This is a genomic window from Aquabacterium sp., from assembly GCF_036279675.1.
In the GTDB taxonomy this organism is placed as follows: Bacteria; Pseudomonadota; Gammaproteobacteria; order Burkholderiales; family Burkholderiaceae_C; genus Aquabacterium.
Genome location: NZ_DASUIS010000095.1, coordinates 23,992 through 42,617, shown reverse-complemented (window position 1 = coordinate 42,617; position 18,626 = coordinate 23,992). Strand labels below are relative to the sequence as shown.

The window sequence follows — 18,626 nt, the reverse complement described above, 5'->3', positions numbered from 1 at the left end:
GTCTGCCTGATGATGGAGCAACCGACATGAGCCCCGCTGCCAACGCCCCTCGCCTGTTCGCCGATCAGATCGGCACAGGCCGCCATCCCACGCACCTGCGCGTCGTGGCCTCCACCGACAAGGATGCCTCGTCATTGCTGGATCTGATGTATGACGGCTTCTACCTGCTGTTCCTGCTCAAGGGCAAGCACGCCCCCATGGATGCCGACGTGTTCCGTGACCGCATCAAGCAGTTCCTGACCGCATTCGAACGCGGCGCCACGCGCATGCAGGCGTCTGTCGAAGACATCTACCTGTGCAAGTACGCGTTCTGCGCCACGGTGGATGAAGCGGTGCTGATGTCGGGCTTCAAGGCGCGCGAGGCCTGGATTCGCCTGCCCTTGCAGATGCAGTTCTTCGGCGAACAACTGGCGGGCGAACAGTTCTTTGAAAAGCTCGAAGACCTGCGCCGGCAAGGCGCACCGCGCGTGCAGGCGCTGGAGGTCTTCCACATGTGCCTGCTGCTGGGTTTTCAAGGCAAGTACCTGCTGGAGGGCACGGAAAAACTCGGCTACCTGACCGCACGCCTGGGAGACGAGATTGCGCGCATCAAGGGGCATGGCGCGGGCTTCGCGCCGCATTGGTCGGCACCCGATCGGGTTCAGCACCAACTCAAGAATGAAGTGCCTTTGTGGGTGATCGGTTCGGTGTTCGGGCTCATCGCGCTGCTGGGCTTTCTGGGCTTGCGCTGGCAACTCACCGAGCAGACCAAGCATGCCCTGGGGGCACACCACCACATCGTTCAACTGGCGCCACAAGTGGCCAACATCACGATCACGCTGCCCTGATCAGCTGCCTTTGGCCTCGTCGTCCAGCTTGCGCAGGAAAGCCATCTTGTCGGCGATCTTGGCTTCCAGGCCACGCGGCACCGGCTGATACCACTGAGGGTCAGCCATGCCGTCAGGCAGATAGGTTTCGCCTGCGGCATAGGCATGCGGCTCGTCATGGGCATAGCGGTATTCATGCCCATAGCCCAGCTCTTTCATGAGCTTGGTCGGTGCATTGCGCAGATGCACCGGCACTTCGCGTGACTTGTCCTGCTTCACGAATGCGCGTGCCTGGTTGTAGGCCTTGTAGCCCGCATTGCTCTTGGCCGCCACGGCCAGATAGATCACGGCCTGCCCCAATGCCAGCTCACCTTCAGGCGCCCCCAGGCGCTCGAAGGTCTCGGCGGCATCGTTGGCGATCTGCATCGCACGCGGATCAGCCAGACCAATGTCTTCCCAGGCCATGCGCACGATACGTCGCGCCAGATAGCGAGGATCAGCCCCGCCATCCAGCATGCGACACAACCAATACAGCGCGCCGTCCGGGTTCGAGCCCCGCACGGACTTGTGCAAGGCCGAGATCTGGTCGTAGAAGTTGTCGCCACCCTTGTCAAAGCGACGGGCATTGAGTGTCAGCGCGTTCTGGATGAAGGCCGCATCGATGTGCGTGGTGCCGGCGGCGCCCGCTGCCGTGTTGCACTGCTCCAGCAAATTCAGGAAGCGGCGCGCATCGCCATCGGCATAGCCGACCAGCGTGTCCACCGCGAGCTCGTCGAACTGCAGGTGCGACAAGGCCTTGGCTTGCGCACGCGACAGCAACTGCTTGAGCTCTTCATCGGTCAGGGACTTCAGCACATAGACCTGTGCACGCGACAGCAAGGCCGAGTTCACTTCGAACGACGGGTTCTCCGTGGTGGCCCCGATGAAGGTCACCAGGCCGGATTCGGCATACGGCAACAAGGCATCCTGCTGAGACTTGTTGAAGCGGTGAATTTCATCGACGAACAGGATGGTGTGTTTGCCCCGAGACAGGTTCTGCTCGGCCTGCTCCATCGCCGCACGGATGTCCTTCACGCCCGAGAACACCGCCGACAAGGCAATGAACTCGCAATCGAAAGACTGGGCCGTCAGACGAGCCAGGGTGGTCTTGCCCACACCCGGCGGGCCCCACAGGATCATCGAATGCGGTCTACCCGACTGGAACGCCAACCTCAGCGGCCTGCCCTCGCCGAGCAGGTGCGTCTGCCCGATCACATCGGACAGCTGATGGGGACGAAGCGCCTCGGCCAGCGGCGGTGCCGGCTCCAGTTTGAACAGATCGGACATGGCGCCATTGTCGCAGGCGCCGACATGCGTGTTCAGGCACAGGAACAATAGGCAGAAATGTGACGATTTGATGAAGGTTTCTACTGATTTGCAGATCGCGACACGGGCGCATGCTGTCAAAACAGTCCCGGCGCTTGTTCCAGGTCGGCCCCAGACAAAAAACGTTCGTCAAGAAGAAAGCTGAGGTGCCCCATGTTGACCCTTGCCATCGTCTGCCTCGTTCTGATCCCCATTGGCGTGGACATCGCCCTGCGCGGACGGCATCAGACCATCGAACTGTCCATGACCCGCCAGAAGTGATTTGCGCCGGGTACTAGACAAAACCCTGAGGGGATGTCACAATGCTTGTCTTCGCTGCCAGAAATGGCGTGAAGTTTAAAGATCATCCCCTCTGACCTTTTTCAAGCCGGGTTGTTCACCGCACAAGGTTTCGGAAGCTCTCTTTCAAGAGAAGCCTTTCAAAACGTGCAGGCTGACAACCATGAGCGTGTCTTGAGTTCCGGTTGGCGGCGATGCCGTCGCTTTCACCGACTCACCGTGGCCACTTGAGGCTGAAGCCTTCGCCGGATGACCGAGCCAACTTGCTCGATCAGTTTGTGCGCTTGTCACGAAGTACGGACACGAATCCATAGCGACCCCACCTTGGCTCAGGCCGTCTGACGATTTGTCAACGCCTGACCGTGGCGTTTTGTTGCTTGCCTTTTTCGGCAAGCGGCAGCGCTTTGTCTTGCTTGAAAGAAGTTATGTCACAAGAAAATCAATTGCCCGTTAACGACCAAGTTAGTGACCAGATCCAAGCTTCCGTGGACGAGTCGCGTGTCGACGCCCACAGCGCTTCCCTGATCGATGCCCTGGCGCGCCGCCTGCAAGCCGAAGAATTCGGAGAAGACGCAGACGAGGCCGTGGAAGGCGAAGAGATCGCTGCCGAAGCCGCTTACGAAGGCCCTCGCTTCGAAGAACTGGGCCTGAGCCCCATGCTGTGCCGTTCGCTGGTTGACTCCGGCTACACGCAGCCTACGTCGGTTCAAATCGAAGCCATCCCCGCCGCCCTGAAGGGTGCCGACCTGCGCGTGGCCTCCAGCACCGGTAGCGGCAAGACTGCCGCCTTCATGCTGCCCTCGCTGGAACGCATCATTGCCGCTCGTGGCGACAACACCAAGCGCCGCGAAAAGGGCAAGACCTACGGTCCTCGCGTCCTGGTTCTGGCGCCTACACGTGAACTGGCCATGCAGGTGGCCAAGGCTGCCGACACCTACGGTCGTCACATGCAAGGTCTGCGTGTGGCCACCATCGTGGGCGGCGTGCCTTACGCCGCCCAGCTCAAGGCCCTGCGTGGCCCGCTGGACGTGCTGATCGCCACCCCTGGCCGTCTGCTCGACCACCTGGGTACCGGCGCTTGCGTGCTGTCCAACCTGGAAGTGCTGATCCTGGACGAAGCCGACCGCATGCTGGACATGGGCTTCATCGAAGACATCGAAGCCATCGCCGACCAGACGCCTGAAAACCGTCAGACCATGATGTTCAGCGCGACCTTCGCCGGTCACGTGGGCCAGCTGGCTCAGCGCCTGACCCGCGATGCCGTGAGCATCGAAGTCTCGTCGCACACGGACAGCCATGACAACATCGAGCAACGCCTGCACCTGGCCGACTCGCTGTCGCACAAGAATGAACTGCTGGACCACCTGCTGACCTCCAAGGAAGTCGACCAGGCCGTGATCTTCACCAGCACCCAGCGCGATGCCGACATCCTGGCTGACCGCCTGGCTGACATGGGTCACGCCGTGGCCGCCCTTCACGGTGGCATGCCCCAAGGCCGTCGCAACCGCGTGCTGCAGGCTCTGCGCTCGCGTCAACTGCGCGTGCTGGTGGCCACCGACGTAGCCGCCCGTGGCATCGACGTGCCCACGATCACCCACGTGATCAACTACGGCATGCCCATGAAGGCGGAAGACTACGTTCACCGTATCGGCCGTACCGGTCGTGCCGGCCGCAGCGGTCTGGCTGTGACCCTGTGCGAGCGTCGTGACATCGGCATGATGCGTCGCATCGAGCGTTTCACCACGCAACGCATTCCTGAATCCGTCATCGAAGGCCTGGAGCCAAAGATGAAGTCCGGCGGCGACAGCCGTGGTCCTCGTATGGGCAAGCCCATGCCTGGTCATCGCAACCGTGAAGACCGTGGCGCACCGCGCTTTGGCGCCAACCGCGAAGGCGGTTTCGGTGACCGTGGCGGTTTCAACGACCGTGGCGGTGATCGCGGCGGCTTCGGCGGCGACCGTCCTGCTTTCGGCGGCAAGCGCGAAGGTGGCTTCGGTGGCGATCGCCCTGCATTCGCTGGCAAGCGTGAAGGCGGCTTCGGCGGCGCGCCTCGCGGCGATTTCGGTGGTGACCGTGGCCCTCGCTTCAACAGCGAAGACCGTGGTGGTGATCGCGGTGGCTTTGGTGGCGACCGTGGTGGTTTCAACAAGGGTGGCTTCAACGCCGACCGTGGTGACCGCAAGCCTTTCGGCGGCGACCGTCCTGCCTTCGGTGACCGCCCACGTGGTGACCGTCCTGCCTTTGGTGGCGATCGCCCTGCTTTCGGTGACCGTCCTCGTGGCGATCGTCCGTTTGGTGACCGTCCTGCTTTCGGTGATCGCCCCCAAGGTGACCGTCCGTTCGGCAAGCCAGCCGGCAAATCCTTCGGTGACAAGTCGGGTGGCAAGTCGTTTGGCGACAAGCCTGGCTTCGGTGGCAAGCCTTTCGGTGCCAAGCCTGGCTTCAAGTCGGGCCCCAAGCCTGGCTTTGGCGGCAAGCGCCCAGGCTTTGGCAAGCGCGAAGGCTGATCCCAGCTTCTGACGTCAGACTTTTCTGACGTCATGCACTGAAAGATGTTCAGGCCCGCAGCGTATGGGCCTGAACCTCAACCAATACCGGGAAGACACCGTCGGCATGCAAGCTGATTCACAGCGGCATCCAACACCCATTCCAATGGGTCAACCTGTCTGGGGCTGCGCCGTGTGGCGCGCCAGTCATCAAGGTTGATTCAACACATCTGCCCCAGCGGGCGGAATGAACTGAAACCGGGTGGTCGGGAAGACCACCTTGGACTCGAATTGCGCAAAGTCCAGGCGTGAGCGTTGGCCAAAGCTGTCCAGGATCTCCAGGGCAGCCAATTGCCCGTTCTTGGTGAAGCCAACGCGCACGGACTGGAACTGCCCGTCTTTGTGGCGCGGCAAGGCCTCCACCCATTCGAGAGATGACGTTGCCTGTGAAGGCGTCGAGGTCGCGGTCGCCGCACTCGACGAGCCAGCAGTCACAGCGACAGCTTTCAGGGTGAAGTCCTTGTCCAGCGACCCACCTGCCAGCAAGGCCGCAGGTGAAGCGCCAATGGTGGCACTCATGGGCCGCACGGTCACCTGATTGAGGTCGGTGTCGTACAGCCAGACCTTCTTGCCATCGCCCACGATCAACTGCTCGGTCGGGCCCGCATAAGCAAACCGGAACTTGTCAGGACGCTGGAATTCCAGCGTGCCCGTTGACTTGCGTGTCTTCTTGCCATCTGGTGAGGTCACGACCTGCGTGAAATTCGCGCGCGCCGTCTGCACGTCCTTGACGAAGTTGCGCAGCATGGCCACGGCGTCCGCGGCGTGGGCCACGTTGACCACGCTCATCGCGCCCCACAAACTTGCCGCCAGCGCGCTCGACGCAGCCAGGCGCCAGTTCGAATTCATCTTCATGTTCTGTTTGTTTTCTGCCTGGATCAGGCGTCCCAGGGCGCCGCGGTGGCACCCCCTTCCCCACCGCGTGCCGGTGTGATGATCTCGCGGTTGCCGTTGGTGGACATGGACGAGACCAGGCCGGACTTTTCCATCTGCTCCAGCAAGCGGGCCGCACGGTTGTAGCCAATGCGCAGGTGGCGCTGCACCAGCGAGATCGAAGCCTTGCGGTGCTGCAGCACGATGGAGACCGCGTTGTCGTACATCGGGTCCTGCTCGCCATCGCCGCCGCCTGATGGCGAGCCATCCAGGTTGCTGCCTTCGTCGCTCAGGTTGCCACCTTCCAGGATGCCCTCGATGTAGTTGGGCTCGCCCTGTGTCTTGAGGTACTCGACCACGCGGTGGACTTCCTCGTCGCTCACAAAGGCGCCGTGCACCCGCACAGGCAGCCCCGTGCCGGAGGGCAGATACAGCATGTCGCCCTGCCCCAGCAAGGCTTCGGCGCCCATCTGATCCAGAATCGTGCGGCTGTCGATCTTGCTGCTGACCTGGAAGGAAATGCGCGTGGGGATGTTGGCCTTGATCAGGCCTGTGATCACGTCCACCGAGGGGCGCTGTGTAGCCAGGATCAAGTGGATGCCGGCAGCACGGGCCTTCTGGGCCAGGCGCGCGATCAGCTCTTCGATCTTCTTGCCCACCACCATCATCAGGTCGGCCAGCTCGTCGATCACGATCACGACATGGGGCAGGCGGTCCAGCGGCTCGGGTTCATCCGGCGTGAGGCTGAACGGATTGGGGATCAGCTCGCCACGCGCCTTGGCGTCGTCCATCTTCTTGTTGTAGCCGGCCAGATTGCGCACGCCCATCTTGGACATGAGCTTGTAGCGGCGCTCCATCTCACCCACTGCCCAGTTCAGCGCGTTGCCGGCGAGCTTCATGTCGGTCACGACCGGGCACAGCAGGTGCGGGATGCCTTCGTAGACGCTCATTTCCAGCATCTTCGGGTCGATCAGGATCAGGCGCACATCGCGTGCTTCGGCCTTGTACAGCAGGCTCAGGATCGTCGCGTTGATGCCCACCGATTTACCGGAGCCCGTGGTACCGGCCACCAGGCAGTGCGGCATCTTGGCCAGGTCGGCCACCACGGGCGCGCCCACGATGTCCTTGCCCAGGCCAATGGTCAGCATGGACTGGGCCTCATGGTAGATCTGCGAGCCCAGGATCTCGGTCAGGCGGATCATCTGGCGCTTGGCATTGGGCAGCTCCAGCGCCATCAGGTTCTTGCCGGGGATGGTCTCCACCACCCGGATCGACACCAGGGACAGCGAACGGGCCAGGTCCTTCGCCAGATTCACGATCTGCGAACCCTTCACGCCCGTGGCGGGTTCGATCTCATAGCGCGTGATCACCGGGCCCGGCGAGGCCGCCACCACCCGTACTTCCACGCCAAAGTCCTTGAGCTTCTTCTCGATCAGGCGAGAGGTCATCTCCAGCGTTTCGGAGGTGATGGTCTCCATGCGGCCTGTGGCGCTGTCCAGCAGATCGATCTGGGGCAGCTTGTTGTCGCCCATCTCGGCGAACAAGGGCTTTTGCTTTTCCTTGACCACACGCTCGGATTTGGGCACCTCGACCACAGGCTGCTCGATGATCAGCGGGATGGGATCGGCCGGCGCCTCGTGGCGCACCTCTTCGACCACGCGCTCGCGCTCGATGGCCGCCTTCTCGCCGATGCGGATGTCCTGCGCCACTTCGCGCTTGGTTTCGCGCGTCTCGCGCAGGCGATCCACCAGTGAGCCAATGCGCTCGGCCAGATCCAGCCAGGAGAACTGCAAGGCCATGGAAGCGCCCGCCACCAGCAGCGCGATCCACAGCACACCCGAGCCGTTGAAGCCCAGCCACTTGCTGCTCAACTGCCCGAGCGTCAGGCCCAGGATGCCGCCGGCATGCTCGCCGGCCAGGCTCAGCTCATGGCGATACAGTCGCGTCCACTCCAGGGCGCAACTGGCCGACATCAGCAGGATCACGCCCAGCCACAAACGCCAGGGCGCGAATTCATGGCCATGATCGAAAGGTGCCGGGTTGGCGCCCACGGTCACGCTGACGGCCGAGTCGCGGCGCAACCAGCGCGCCAGGCCGCCCAGCAGGATGCGCGCGCCCACCAGCAACAACCACCAGGCCGATTGACCGAAGAGGAATTGCGCCAGATCCGAGCCATACGCACCCGCGTGCCCGACCCAGTTGCTGGGCTCCAGGTGCTGCCCGGACGTGGTGAAAGCGGGATCCAGCCGGTTGTGGCTGAGCATGGACAGCAGCGCCAGCAGCCAGAACACGCCGCCCAGCAGGAGGCCAGCCTGGAAACGCAGGGTGTTTTCCAGTGGTGCAGCCGGCTCGACCACGGGCGTGGCGGGCACACGGTGCAAACGACCACTCACACGCACACCCGGAGCCGAATCGGCCCGACCACGATCGCTGCCCTTGCCAGGCGCAGCGCCCTCAGAACGGAGAGAACCCAGGGGAAATGTCATGCCCGCATTGTGGGGGAATTTCGCCCATGAAAAACGCCCCTCGCGAGAGCCGCGAGAGGCGTTTACATAGAGAAACTGCGGGGCAATCAGGCGGTGGCGGCCAGGCGATCCTTGAGCACCACGCTGCCGGTGTCCTGGGTCTCGATCAGGCCACGCTCTTCCAGGTCCTTCATCACACGCGACACCATCTCGCGCGAGGCACCCACGTGCTTGGCCAGATCCTGGCGCGACACCTTGCCGCGGATGACCTTCTCGCCGGCATCTTCGTCGGCCATGTCCAGCAGGGCGCGGGCCACGCGGCCATACACGTCCAGCAGGGCCAGGGATTCGATCTGGCGGTCGGCATTACGCAGACGCTGCACCAGGCCACGCAGGATGGCGTAGGACAGCGAGGAGTTTTCAGGCAGGCAGCGGGCAAATTCGGCACGGCCCAGCACCAGCACATCGGTCTGCACTTCGGCGCGGACGGTGGCGGAATGGGGTTCGTTGTCGATCAGGCTCATTTCACCCAGGTAATCGCCGGCTTCCAGCACGGCCAGGATGACTTCGCGACCGCGCTCGTCCGAGGCCACCACACGGGCACGGCCCGTCAGCAGAATGAACAGGGAATTGGTCTTGCGACCGCGCTCGACGATCAGTTCGCCTCGGCGATAACGACGCTTGACCACGCCTTCGGCGATGGACTCGGCTTGCGCCTGGGTCAGCATCGAAAACAGCGGTACGCGACGGATCAGATCGAGATTGGACAACATGGCCATGGCAGCTCCTCTATGTTCAGACGGGATGGGCCTGTCAAGAAAATTTGAATTTCAGGTGAGACTTTTCACCTGTACGTGGTGTGACAAACAACCTGTCTCTACAATTTTCGGCAGTGGTTCGGAAATATTGAGCACTTTATGCAGCGACACTCTCGCCCCAAGGGCAAATGAGCGCCGTGAAGACCGCACAGTTCCGCACCGGCTAAGCTTCGACCTACGACATCACCGAGAGAAAGACCGCCATGAGCGCCGAACAACACAGCAACGTCCTGATCCTGGGCTCGGGCCCCGCCGGCTACACGGCCGCCATTTATGCAGCTCGCGCCAACCTCAAGCCCACCCTGGTGACCGGCATGGCCCAGGGCGGCCAGTTGATGACCACCACCGAAGTGGACAACTGGCCCGCTGACGTACATGGTGTGCAGGGTCCGGACCTGATGCAGCGCTTTCAGCAACATGCTGAACGTTTCAACGCCAATATGGTGTTCGACCACATCAATGAAGTGGACTTGTCCAAGCGCCCCTTCACGCTCAAGGGCGACGCCGGCACCTACACCACCGACGCGCTGATCATCGCCACTGGCGCCTCGGCCAAGTACCTGGGCCTGCCCTCTGAAGAAGCTTTCATGGGCCGCGGCGTGAGCGGTTGCGCCACCTGCGACGGCTTTTTCTACCGCGAGCAGGAGGTCTGCGTGGTTGGCGGCGGCAACACGGCCGTGGAAGAAGCGCTCTACCTGTCGAACATCGCCAGCAAGGTGCACCTGATCCACCGCCGCGACAAGTTCCGCGCCGAACCCATCATGATCGACAAGGTTCACGAGAAAGTGGCCGCCGGCAAGATCGAGCTGCACCTGTTCAACACGTTGGACGAAGTCCTGGGCGACCAGTCCGGCGTGACCGGCGTGCGCGTCAAGAACGTCAACGACGGCTCGACCAAGGAAATCAAGCTCCAGGGCTGCTTCATTGCCATCGGCCACCAGCCCAATACCGACATCTTCAAGGGCCAGCTGGAGATGAAGGACGGCTACATCCTGACCAAGGGCGGCAGCGAAGGTTTCGCCACCCAGACCAGCGTGCCGGGCGTTTTTGCCGCCGGCGACGTGCAGGATCACGTCTACCGCCAGGCCATCACCAGCGCCGGCACAGGCTGCATGGCGGCCCTGGATGCCCAGCGTTTCCTCGACAAGTAAGCCCTCGTGCAAGCAAAACTGGCCAGGACTTTGCCAAGTGCAAAGAATCTGGCTATAATCTCGGTTTTGCCGAAATTCGTCCCGGAGTGGGTAGCCCTTGCCAGGTTGGTCAGCTTGATCAAACCGAAGCGTGTGAGGGTTTGAAGCTTCCGGAAGGGCGCTTACCAGGGCCAACAAAGCCCTGCTCTGAGCACCGAGACCGCAACACCAGCGCTTTCAAGCGCTTTTAATGTGAACGGAGAAGCGTCATGGCACGCGTCTGTCAAGTCACGGGCAAGGGCCCGATGGTGGGAAACAATGTTTCTCACGCCAACAACAAAACCAAGCGTCGTTTCCTGCCTAACCTGCAGTACCGTCGTTTCTGGGTCGAGAGCGAAAACCGCTGGGTGCGTCTGCGCATCAGCACCGCCGCTCTGCGTCTGATCGACAAAGTGGGCATCGATCAGGTCCTGGTTGACCTGCGTGCCCGCGGCGAACTGTAATCAGGAGACTGCATCATGGCTGCAAAAGGCGGACGCGAAAAGATCAAGCTGGAATCCACTGCGGGTACCGGCCACTTCTACACCACCAGCAAGAACAAGAAGACCACGCCTGAAAAGCTGGAATTCATGAAGTTCGACCCCAAGGCACGCAAGCACGTTGCCTACAAGGAAGTGAAGCTGAAGTAATTCAGCGCACTCCGGCAAGCTCAGGCTTGCTTGTCAAAGACCCGCCCTGCGCAAGCCTGGCGGGTTTTTTGTTCATGAGCCCATGGCGCCTGGCCTTGCGATCAGTCAAACGACTGACTTGCCACCGCCGCAGAATGCAGCCATGACTGCACCATCCATCAACGGACAAGCGCTGGCCGGCAAAAAAGCGCTCATCGTCGGCATCGCCAACGAATCCTCCATCGCTTACGGTTGCGCCAAGGCGTTCAAGGCACTGGGGGCCGAGGTCGCCATCACCTACCAGAATGACAAGGCCCGCCCTTTTGTCGAGCCCGTGGCGCAGGAACTGGGCGCCGAGATCTTCGCGCCGCTGGACGTGACCCAGCCCGATCAGATCAAGGCGCTGTTCGACACCCTCACCCAACGCTGGGGCAAGCTGGACCTGCTGGTGCACTCGATCGCGTTTGCGCCCAAGGCCGATCTGCAAAATGGCCTGCTCAACAGCTCGCCTGAAGGCTTTGCCAAGGCGATGGACATCTCCTGCCACTCCTTCCTGAGGTTGGCGCGAGAGGCGGTGCCCTTGATGACCGATGGTGGCTGCCTGTTCGCCATGAGCTATCACGGCGCCAACAAGGTCGTGCCCAACTACAACCTGATGGGCCCGGTCAAAGCTGCACTGGAGTCGGCCTGCCGCTACCTGGCCTATGAGCTGGGACCAAAAAAAATCCGGGTGCATGCGATATCACCCGGACCGATCCAGACGCGCGCGGCGTCCGGCCTGAAGGAATTCGATGTGCTGCTGGCACATGCCGTCAGCACGGCGCCCATCGGCGAACTGGTCGACGTGATGGACGTCGGGATGACCTGTGCTTACCTGGCCAGCCCGTTTGCACGCCACCTGACGGGCTCGACCGTCTATGTCGATGGCGGCATCAACATCATGGCTTGACGCGACCCGAAGCCTTATTCGGCCAGCTTCTTGAAGGTGGCGATGACGGCGTCACCCTTGAAGGGCTTGACGATCCAGCCCTTGATGCCAGCAGCCTTGCCGCGCTCTTTCATGATGGGCGTGTTTTCCGTGGTCAGCATGATGATGTTGACCGACGCATTGCCCAGCTCGCCGCGGATCTTCTCGGCCATGGTCAGGCCATCCATATTGGGCATGTTGACGTCACTGACCACCAGCTTCACGCGGGGATCGGCCTTGAGCTTGGCCAGACCATCGCGACCGTCGACGGCCGTGATCACGTCCAGGCCAGCCTTCTTCAGAAAATCACCGACTTCATTGCGGACGGTAGCGGAGTCATCAACCACAAGTACTTGTGCCATGTTTGTTCACCTCATTGAGAAAATAATCAGAAGAGCTCCAGCTCACCCGAGTCAAACAGATCTTCGACCAGTGCTTCGTTTTCCTTGAACTTGTCTGGCGACCAGCTCAGGTTGAACACGAAACGTTGATACAGAACCAGGTTGGGACCATTGCCGCTCTTGTCCGACAGCGTGTACTTGAAGCACAGTTGCGGATCCTCCGAACCGAAGGAGATGTAGCGATGCAGGTGGTTCACGATGATGGGCACCTGCGACGAGCGGCCTTCCAGCGGCTCATACGAGATGAAGCGGTTCTTGAACGAACCCCACACCAGGTTGGTGACCTCGCCCAGCACGTGGTTGATGTCGCGGAAGTTGACGAAGTCCGTGGCGATGTGGGTCTTCTCCGACTCCACGAACTTCACCAGCGGCTGCTCTTCGGTCTGCAGCATCATGTAGCCGCGGCACCAGTTGCTCTCCAGCGGGATCAGCGTGAACAGCTCGCCGTAGATGATGCGGTCGCGCACGATGTAGGGTGCTTCGCTGCTGACGTCCACGTCCTTGAACTGGCTTTCCAGCGCGGCCTTGGTGATCTCGGTGATGCCGCGCACCAGCGCATTGGGGTACACCAGGCTGAAGATCGTCTCATCGATCACCGGGCCCAGCTTGTCGATGTTGTCAATGGTGTAGGCCTGGCTGAACAGACCGCGGTCTGCCTCGTCGAACGAGTCCAGATCATCCGAGCCTTCGCGGCGCAGGAAGATGGGCAACTCGGGGCGCACCACGTGGATCTCGCGCACCAGCGGGAGGCCACCTTCGGCACCGCCATAGCCTTCGCTGAGGAAGATGGCACCAAGGTCCACGTTGGACTTCAGCACGCCCATGACGTTCTCTGCCTGGGCCTTCACGCCCACCAGATGGTTATCGTCACAAAACGCCTTGATACGGGCTGCTGCGTCCTGGGAATCTTCCAGCACGAGCACTTTGCTGACCAGCTCTGCTTTTTCAACCATGGTCCTAATCCTTCTGGGATGAAGATGACGACTAGAAGAGTTCCAGTTCGCCGTTGTTCTCTTCGGTCTGAGTCATATCGACCGTAAAGTCGATATCTGCAAACTCACAGACACACAGGCTGGCGTGCATCGTGAAATTTTCATTGATCGAGATTTTGAAATGCTGGGTGTAGCCCGCATCCAGCTCGGTCAGGTAGTCCACACACTCGCGATCCAGCACATTGGGGGTGGACATGCCAAGGTGAGGAAAGTGGTTGCCCAACTCACGGTTGAGCGCACCGCAAAAGATGTTGCCGCACTCGCAGATCACGTCCAGGAAGTCGGACTCGTTCATGGACTCAACCTCGGAGCGGTTGATGGCCGCGAAGTGCGCCTTGGTTTCCCTGTTGAGCGTGAAGTACAGCATCGTCATCACACGGAAGGTGTAGGACGACACCGTGAGCAAGACGACCTTCTTTTCTTTGGCTTCCTTGACATCAGCAATCACGGAGACCTCGCACGGCCCCTCCGATGAAGCACACAAGGCGTTCTTGAGCGCACCGGTGACGATGTAGTCGAACGCGTCTTTGGCTTGCTGGCTGATCATGGTGCTCAGATGGCTTCTGCGACCAAGGCATCCTTGGTCTTGGTGTTGATCATCTGGAGCTCGGTCACCGCGCCAATGATCATCTTGCCGCCCGCCTGCAGGTCCTGGAAGGTGGTCGTGGTGATCAGGTCGTTCTTGTAGAGGTTGTTGCGGTAGTCATTGGACAGTGCCTCGGCCCGATTGGCCAGTGTCCGCACTTCGTTGGCCACCACGGCAAAGCCCTTGCCCATTTCACCCGCACGCGCGGCTTCGATGGACGCATTGAGCGCCACGATCACCACTTGTCGAACGATGGCGGCGAACTCGTCATTGCGATCGTGCATCTCGCGGTTGTGCGTGATCAGCACGTTCATGTCGGCATGCCAGCGCTCGAAGGTCTTGATCAAGGTGAGCAGCTTGTCGATGGAGTCTGCCAGGCGATTGCAGTTGACCAGCGTCTGCTCCTTGCTGCCAGCAGCCACGCCCTGCACCTCGCTGAGCTCACGCTCCAGAGACTGGCGCAACTGGCTGAGCTCGGACTGCGCGGCAGACTGCTCGCTCTGCAGCTGATGCTGCTGTTGATCCAGTTCGTGGCGCAGCTCTTCAACGGTGCGCTGCAAGGCCTCTTCACGTGCACGAGCCTCAGGGGCCGACACGAGTTCACCTCTCAGCTTGAGCGCACGTTGATGGTGAAACCAGGCACCGAATGCGCCAATCAAGCATCCCGACAGAAACAGAATCGAGTAGAGCAGCATGTTCAAACCTTGCGGTGATCAGGCAGCCCCCAACATGAACCATGTCAAGAACTGCAGTATTACCTGAGCTTATCGGCGGATGCTGTCCGTCATAAAGTCGCACAGGCGTCCAAATTGCACGCTTTTCACACCTTGACTTGCGGTCAACAAAAAAGCCCTGCCAGCGTCTACCGGCAGGGCTTTGCTTATCGGGTCAGCCTTGCTCAGGCCTTGACGGCGAACTTGTCCGGCAGCGTGATCTGCAACTCGAAAGCACGCTGGTCGGAATCCACCTTGTCATCCGTGAAGTGGATGGCCACATCACCACCTTCATTGCGCAGGAAGCCTCTCACGGCATCCATGCCCACACCACGTCCGGACACCTCGGTCACCTTATCGGCGGTCGAGAAGCCCGAGGCGAAGATCAGATTGGCAACGGTCTCCGGTGGCGTGTTGTCGCCAGCCTGGATGAGGCCACTGTCAATGGCTTTCTGACGGATGCGGCCGACGGCCAGCCCCTTGCCATCGTCATACAACTTCAGCTTCAGCTGGCCATCTGCCAGATCCACATCCAGCTTGATGTGACCGACCGGGTTCTTGCCCGCTGCGTGGCGCACGTCGCCTGTCTCCAGGCCATGGTCCATCGAATTGCGGAACAAGTGGGTGAAGACGTTCTTGAGCAAGCCGATCGCCTGTGTGCGCACCACGATGCCGTTGTCGGCAATGGTGATCACTGGCGGCTCCTTGCCGAGCTCCTTCGCCAGCGAAGGCATGGACTCGACGATGCCGCTCAGCACGGACTCGATCTTCTCGGTGCCGATCAGGCGCAGCGTGCGCTCGACATCGGCCAACGCTGCACGCATGGCCTCTGCATCGTTGGAACCCACGTTCCTGATCAGCTCGAGCGTACGGCCAACCTGGTCCTTGTCGACCATCAGGAAGCGCTCGACGTTGCCGCGACGGCCCGGCCCCTTGCGGCCCAGCTTGACGTCGTTGATGCGGTGGTAGTCGTCGACCAGGGCATGCACTTGCGCCAGTTGATTGAGCAAGGCGTCCTGATCCCAGACCTTCTCTTCGTCCTTGCGCAGCTCGTCGTATTCCTGCTCGGTCTCGTGCACGACGTTGGTCATGTTCAGCAGGCCATAGGTACGGGCGTTGCCCTTGATCGTGTGCATGTTGCGGAACAACAGGCCCACCACTTCCAGATCCTTCTGGGGCGTCTTGCGGATGAGCTCTTCGTTCTCGGCCACGAACTTGTAGGACGACTCGATGAAGTCCTGGAACTTCTCCTGGCTGACAGCCAGGATCTCGCCAATGATGTCCAGTTCGCGCTTTTGCGCACCAGCCTCGCTGGCCAGCTTCTTGAACTCGGTCACATCGCGCACGCACAGCATGAGCTTTTCGACCACGTCATTGTCATCTGCAATGGGCGACCAGCTCAGCTCCAGGCTCTTGACGGAGCCGGTGGGCAAGGTGATGTCGAATTCGGTGACCAGCAGGTGCGAGTTGAACTCGTAGTTCATCAGGTCTTCGCCGATACAGGAACCCGCAGCGGCATCCACCTGAGACAGGTCGTTCGAACCCAGGCTGGTGTTGGTGAACACCAGATCCATGAAGTTCTTGCCGGCAATGTCCTTGGTCTCGAAGATCGTTTCCATGTAAGCCGAGTACTCGGGGTGAATCACACCACCGGGCAGCACGGTCAACACACCTTGAGGCATGTTCTGCAACATGGCCTGGATGTCGTGCGTCTTCTGACGCAACTGGGAAGTGCGCTCTGCCACGCGACGCTCCAGAGAAGCGTTCTGCTCGGCGATCACGGCCATCATCGCCACGTTGTTGCGGATGAAGAAGACCAGCACGCCCATGAAGATCAAGTTCATGACGCCCAGCGCCATGCCCATGTACAGGTTGAGCTTGACGGTCTGCTGCGACTGGGCCAGCGTCTTGACGAAGTTGTTGTAGCTGGACTCGCGGAATTTCTTGATCGACCCACGCAGATCATTGAGCGTCTTGTTCATCCGCTTGGTCTGCTCGGGCATGTTGCCCACCTTGTTGGCGAGGAAGTCCTCCGCCGTCTTCAAGGCCATGTCGTTGTACTGCTTGTTTTCGACACGCAGCGCCTGAATGTCCTTGGCACGCTCGGGATAGATCTTCTCCATCTCGACAAAGGACTGGTCTGCCTTCTGGAAGAAGTCTTCCGCCTCGTCGAGCGGGTCATGCTCGCCCAGCATCACCGAGCGCATGAACAGCTCTTCCATCTTGTCCAGACGGACGATGTTGGCATCGATCTGTTGCAGCACCGGGAAGTACAAGTCCTTGATCGCAGACAGCTGATCGCTGCTCTGGAAGGATTTGCGCACGCTGTAGCTGGTCACAGCCAGGAACACCACGATGGCCACGCCGACCATGAAGATGATCTTGCGCATCGGATTGCCGCTGGCAGGCGCCTGCGCCCCCCCGGCCGCCTCAGTGGCTTGCTTGCTGACCGTATCGACTGGACTCTGCATGGTGTGTTCCATTGCCGTCAACCTTGTAAATGATCCGGTGTCGAGCGCAGCATCTTGATCATTCAAGCTCACGCTCTGACCCGATATTCACCAACCAAAAAATTCAGGATGGCGAAATCAGAATACGAAATACCGGACAGGTTTACGGCAGGAAAAGCGTCCACTTAAGGCGCCAGTAAGCGTTTTTTCACATTGATGTGAGAAATGATCGATGCGAGCGAGCAAAAAAAAGCGTACCTCAAGGGTACGCTTTCCCGTTCAAAAGCCAGCCTGGCTGGCCTTTGATCGATCAGGCATGAGCCGCACGCAATTTGCGCGAGAAGTCCTGCAAGGCGGCAATGCCGCTGGCTTCAGCGCGCTGGCACCAGGCCTGCAGCTCGACCACGAGTTGCTCGGCAGAGACGTTCGTCCTCGTCCACAGGGTACGCAGCTCTTCGCGCATGGCCAGCAGTTTGTCCAGTTGAGGATTGGCTGCGCGAGCCTGATCCACCTCCTGCTGCATGCCGGCTGGCAGCTTGTCGGCATCACGGTGCATCCACTTGCGCGCGCGTTGCAGCTGGTTGGCAGCAGACACTTGACCGTTGGCCTTCAGCCGGGCCACTTCAGCCGAACAAGCCTGGCGAACTTCGCTGGCATAGCGAGCCATCAGCTCGTAGCGGTTGGCCACAATGGCTTCCAGCGTCTTGGCGTCGGCCACGGGCTTGACGTCACCCAGGGTGAGGCGCGGCGGGGTCTTGCGAACCTTTGCCAGGCCCAGCAATTCCAGACCACGGATGTAGCCCCAGCCAATGTCGAACTCGTAGGACTTGACCGACAGCTTGGCCGACGTGGGATAGGTATGGTGATTGTTGTGCAGCTCTTCGCCACCGATGAGGATGCCCCAGGGGAAGATATTCGTGGAGGCGTCAGGTGCCTCGAAGTTGCGGTAGCCCCAGAAGTGACCGATCCCGTTGATCACGCCAGCGGCCATGATGGGGATCCACAGCATCTGAACAGCCCACACGGTGATGCCGATGGCGCCAAACAGGGCCAGGTCGATCAGCAGCATGGCGATGGGGCCCCAGTTATTGCGTGGGGTGTACAGATTGCGCTCCAGCCAGTCATCGGGCGTGCCGTGGCCATACTTCTTGAGCGTCTCGGCCTTCATGGACTCGTCGCGATACAGCTCGCGACCTTCCAGCAGCACTTTCTTGATGCCGCGGGTCACCGGGCTGTGAGGGTCTTCTTCGGTTTCGCACTTGGCGTGGTGCTTGCGGTGCACCGACACCCACTGCTTGGTGACCGTGCTGGTGGTCAGCCACAGCCAGAATCGAAAGAAGTGGGAAGGAATCGCGTGGAGTTCCAGCGCACGATGCGCCTGAGCACGATGCAGGAAGATCGTGACAGAAGCGATGGTGATATGCGTTAGAACCAGGGTATAGGCAACAATTTGCCACCAGCTGGCATCTGTCAGACCTTGGATCGCCCATTGCACGAATGCATCATGCAGCGACCCGAAAAACTCGGAAGAAAACATCAGGGACCTTTCAACGGGACGCGAGATTGT

At 60.7% G+C, this 18,626-nt stretch carries 16 protein-coding genes; 6 read left to right on the top strand and 10 right to left on the bottom strand.

Translation table 11 applies throughout. The features are described 5' to 3' along the window. Nucleotides 1–26 precede the first annotated feature (26 nt). The gene (icmH, locus tag VFW93_RS11555) at nt 27–827 is read left to right on the top strand and encodes a type IVB secretion system protein IcmH/DotU (RefSeq protein WP_329694138.1); all 801 of its coding nucleotides are present in this window, start codon (nt 27–29) and stop codon (nt 825–827) included. On the opposite strand, the gene VFW93_RS11550 is transcribed toward icmH, so the two are convergent. After that, on the bottom strand, nt 828–2,132 hold the full coding sequence (locus VFW93_RS11550) for a replication-associated recombination protein A (protein ID WP_329694137.1): 1,305 nt from the start codon (nt 2,130–2,132) through the stop codon (nt 828–830). Nucleotides 2,133–3,106: 974 nt separating this feature from the next. On the opposite strand from VFW93_RS11550, the gene VFW93_RS11545 reads away from it, so the two are divergent. Further along, nucleotides 3,107–4,957, top strand: a complete 1,851-nt coding sequence (locus VFW93_RS11545; protein ID WP_414639665.1) for a DEAD/DEAH box helicase — start codon at nt 3,107–3,109, stop codon at nt 4,955–4,957. A gap of 189 nt (nt 4,958–5,146) precedes the next feature. Here the strand turns inward: VFW93_RS11545 and lolA are convergent, their stop codons facing one another. The 3 genes from lolA to VFW93_RS11530 form a co-directional block, all read right to left on the bottom strand. Then, a complete protein-coding gene (lolA, locus tag VFW93_RS11540; protein WP_414639664.1) occupies nt 5,147–5,785 on the bottom strand; it encodes an outer membrane lipoprotein chaperone LolA in 639 nt (212 codons plus the stop codon). 89 nt (nt 5,786–5,874) lie between these two features. After that, complete coding sequence (locus VFW93_RS11535) at nt 5,875–8,355, bottom strand: DNA translocase FtsK (RefSeq protein ID WP_329694134.1); 2,481 nt, start codon at nt 8,353–8,355, stop codon at nt 5,875–5,877. A gap of 86 nt (nt 8,356–8,441) precedes the next feature. After that, entirely contained in the window at nt 8,442–9,113 is a 672-nt protein-coding gene (locus VFW93_RS11530; RefSeq protein WP_035039440.1) for a Crp/Fnr family transcriptional regulator, read from the bottom strand. A gap of 242 nt (nt 9,114–9,355) precedes the next feature. Between VFW93_RS11530 and trxB the strand changes: the two genes are divergently transcribed. The 4 genes from trxB to fabI all read left to right on the top strand — a co-directional run bounded on the left by trxB (nt 9,356) and on the right by fabI (nt 11,899). Further along, nucleotides 9,356–10,303 carry a thioredoxin-disulfide reductase gene (trxB, locus tag VFW93_RS11525; protein ID WP_329694133.1) on the top strand — a complete coding sequence of 316 codons (948 nt, stop codon included), beginning with the start codon at nt 9,356–9,358 and terminating at the stop codon, nt 10,301–10,303. A 248-nt stretch (nt 10,304–10,551) separates the two neighbouring features. Continuing rightward, nucleotides 10,552–10,785, top strand: coding sequence for a 50S ribosomal protein L28 (rpmB, locus tag VFW93_RS11520; RefSeq protein ID WP_290645379.1), 234 nt, complete (start codon nt 10,552–10,554; stop codon nt 10,783–10,785). Between the two features lie 15 nt (nt 10,786–10,800). Next, nucleotides 10,801–10,971 (top strand): 50S ribosomal protein L33, encoded by a 171-nt coding sequence (gene rpmG, locus VFW93_RS11515; RefSeq protein WP_058087945.1) that lies wholly within the window; start codon nt 10,801–10,803, stop codon nt 10,969–10,971. A 142-nt stretch (nt 10,972–11,113) separates the two neighbouring features. Continuing rightward, nucleotides 11,114–11,899 carry an enoyl-ACP reductase FabI gene (gene fabI, locus VFW93_RS11510; protein ID WP_329694132.1) on the top strand — a complete coding sequence of 262 codons (786 nt, stop codon included), beginning with the start codon at nt 11,114–11,116 and terminating at the stop codon, nt 11,897–11,899. Between the two features lie 14 nt (nt 11,900–11,913). On the opposite strand, the gene VFW93_RS11505 is transcribed toward fabI, so the two are convergent. From VFW93_RS11505 to VFW93_RS11480, 6 genes are all read right to left on the bottom strand, one after another. After that, complete coding sequence (locus VFW93_RS11505; RefSeq protein WP_329694131.1) at nt 11,914–12,279, bottom strand: response regulator; 366 nt, start codon at nt 12,277–12,279, stop codon at nt 11,914–11,916. A gap of 26 nt (nt 12,280–12,305) precedes the next feature. After that, a complete protein-coding gene (locus VFW93_RS11500; RefSeq protein ID WP_329694130.1) occupies nt 12,306–13,271 on the bottom strand; it encodes a chemotaxis protein CheX in 966 nt (321 codons plus the stop codon). A gap of 31 nt (nt 13,272–13,302) precedes the next feature. After that, complete coding sequence (locus VFW93_RS11495; RefSeq protein ID WP_329694129.1) at nt 13,303–13,857, bottom strand: hypothetical protein; 555 nt, start codon at nt 13,855–13,857, stop codon at nt 13,303–13,305. A 5-nt stretch (nt 13,858–13,862) separates the two neighbouring features. Then, nucleotides 13,863–14,588 carry a methyl-accepting chemotaxis protein gene (locus VFW93_RS11490; protein WP_414639663.1) on the bottom strand — a complete coding sequence of 242 codons (726 nt, stop codon included), beginning with the start codon at nt 14,586–14,588 and terminating at the stop codon, nt 13,863–13,865. A gap of 206 nt (nt 14,589–14,794) precedes the next feature. Further along, nucleotides 14,795–17,080, bottom strand: a complete 2,286-nt coding sequence (locus tag VFW93_RS11485; protein WP_329694127.1) for an ATP-binding protein — start codon at nt 17,078–17,080, stop codon at nt 14,795–14,797. A 289-nt stretch (nt 17,081–17,369) separates the two neighbouring features. Next, nucleotides 17,370–18,596, bottom strand: a complete 1,227-nt coding sequence (locus VFW93_RS11480) for a DesA family fatty acid desaturase (protein ID WP_329694126.1) — start codon at nt 18,594–18,596, stop codon at nt 17,370–17,372. Nucleotides 18,597–18,626: the final 30 nt, after the last annotated feature.

Bases quoted from the DNA above. Each gene is read 5' to 3' on its own strand.
- icmH (WP_329694138.1), top strand. From the start codon at position 27: ATGAGCCCCGCTGCCAACGCCCCTCGCCTGTTCGCCGATCAGATCGGC.
- rpmB (WP_290645379.1), top strand. From the start codon at position 10,552: ATGGCACGCGTCTGTCAAGTCACGGGCAAGGGCCCGATGGTGGGAAAC.
- fabI (WP_329694132.1), top strand. From the start codon at position 11,114: ATGACTGCACCATCCATCAACGGACAAGCGCTGGCCGGCAAAAAAGCG.
- VFW93_RS11495 (WP_329694129.1), bottom strand. From the start codon at position 13,857: ATGATCAGCCAGCAAGCCAAAGACGCGTTCGACTACATCGTCACCGGT.
- VFW93_RS11535 (WP_329694134.1), bottom strand. From the start codon at position 8,355: ATGACATTTCCCCTGGGTTCTCTCCGTTCTGAGGGCGCTGCGCCTGGC.
- VFW93_RS11550 (WP_329694137.1), bottom strand. From the start codon at position 2,132: ATGTCCGATCTGTTCAAACTGGAGCCGGCACCGCCGCTGGCCGAGGCG.
- VFW93_RS11485 (WP_329694127.1), bottom strand. From the start codon at position 17,080: ATGCAGAGTCCAGTCGATACGGTCAGCAAGCAAGCCACTGAGGCGGCC.
- trxB (WP_329694133.1), top strand. From the start codon at position 9,356: ATGAGCGCCGAACAACACAGCAACGTCCTGATCCTGGGCTCGGGCCCC.
- VFW93_RS11505 (WP_329694131.1), bottom strand. From the start codon at position 12,279: ATGGCACAAGTACTTGTGGTTGATGACTCCGCTACCGTCCGCAATGAA.
- VFW93_RS11500 (WP_329694130.1), bottom strand. From the start codon at position 13,271: ATGGTTGAAAAAGCAGAGCTGGTCAGCAAAGTGCTCGTGCTGGAAGAT.
- lolA (WP_414639664.1), bottom strand. From the start codon at position 5,785: ATGAGCGTGGTCAACGTGGCCCACGCCGCGGACGCCGTGGCCATGCTG.
- VFW93_RS11530 (WP_035039440.1), bottom strand. From the start codon at position 9,113: ATGGCCATGTTGTCCAATCTCGATCTGATCCGTCGCGTACCGCTGTTT.
- rpmG (WP_058087945.1), top strand. From the start codon at position 10,801: ATGGCTGCAAAAGGCGGACGCGAAAAGATCAAGCTGGAATCCACTGCG.
- VFW93_RS11480 (WP_329694126.1), bottom strand. From the start codon at position 18,596: ATGTTTTCTTCCGAGTTTTTCGGGTCGCTGCATGATGCATTCGTGCAA.
- VFW93_RS11545 (WP_414639665.1), top strand. From the start codon at position 3,107: ATGCTGTGCCGTTCGCTGGTTGACTCCGGCTACACGCAGCCTACGTCG.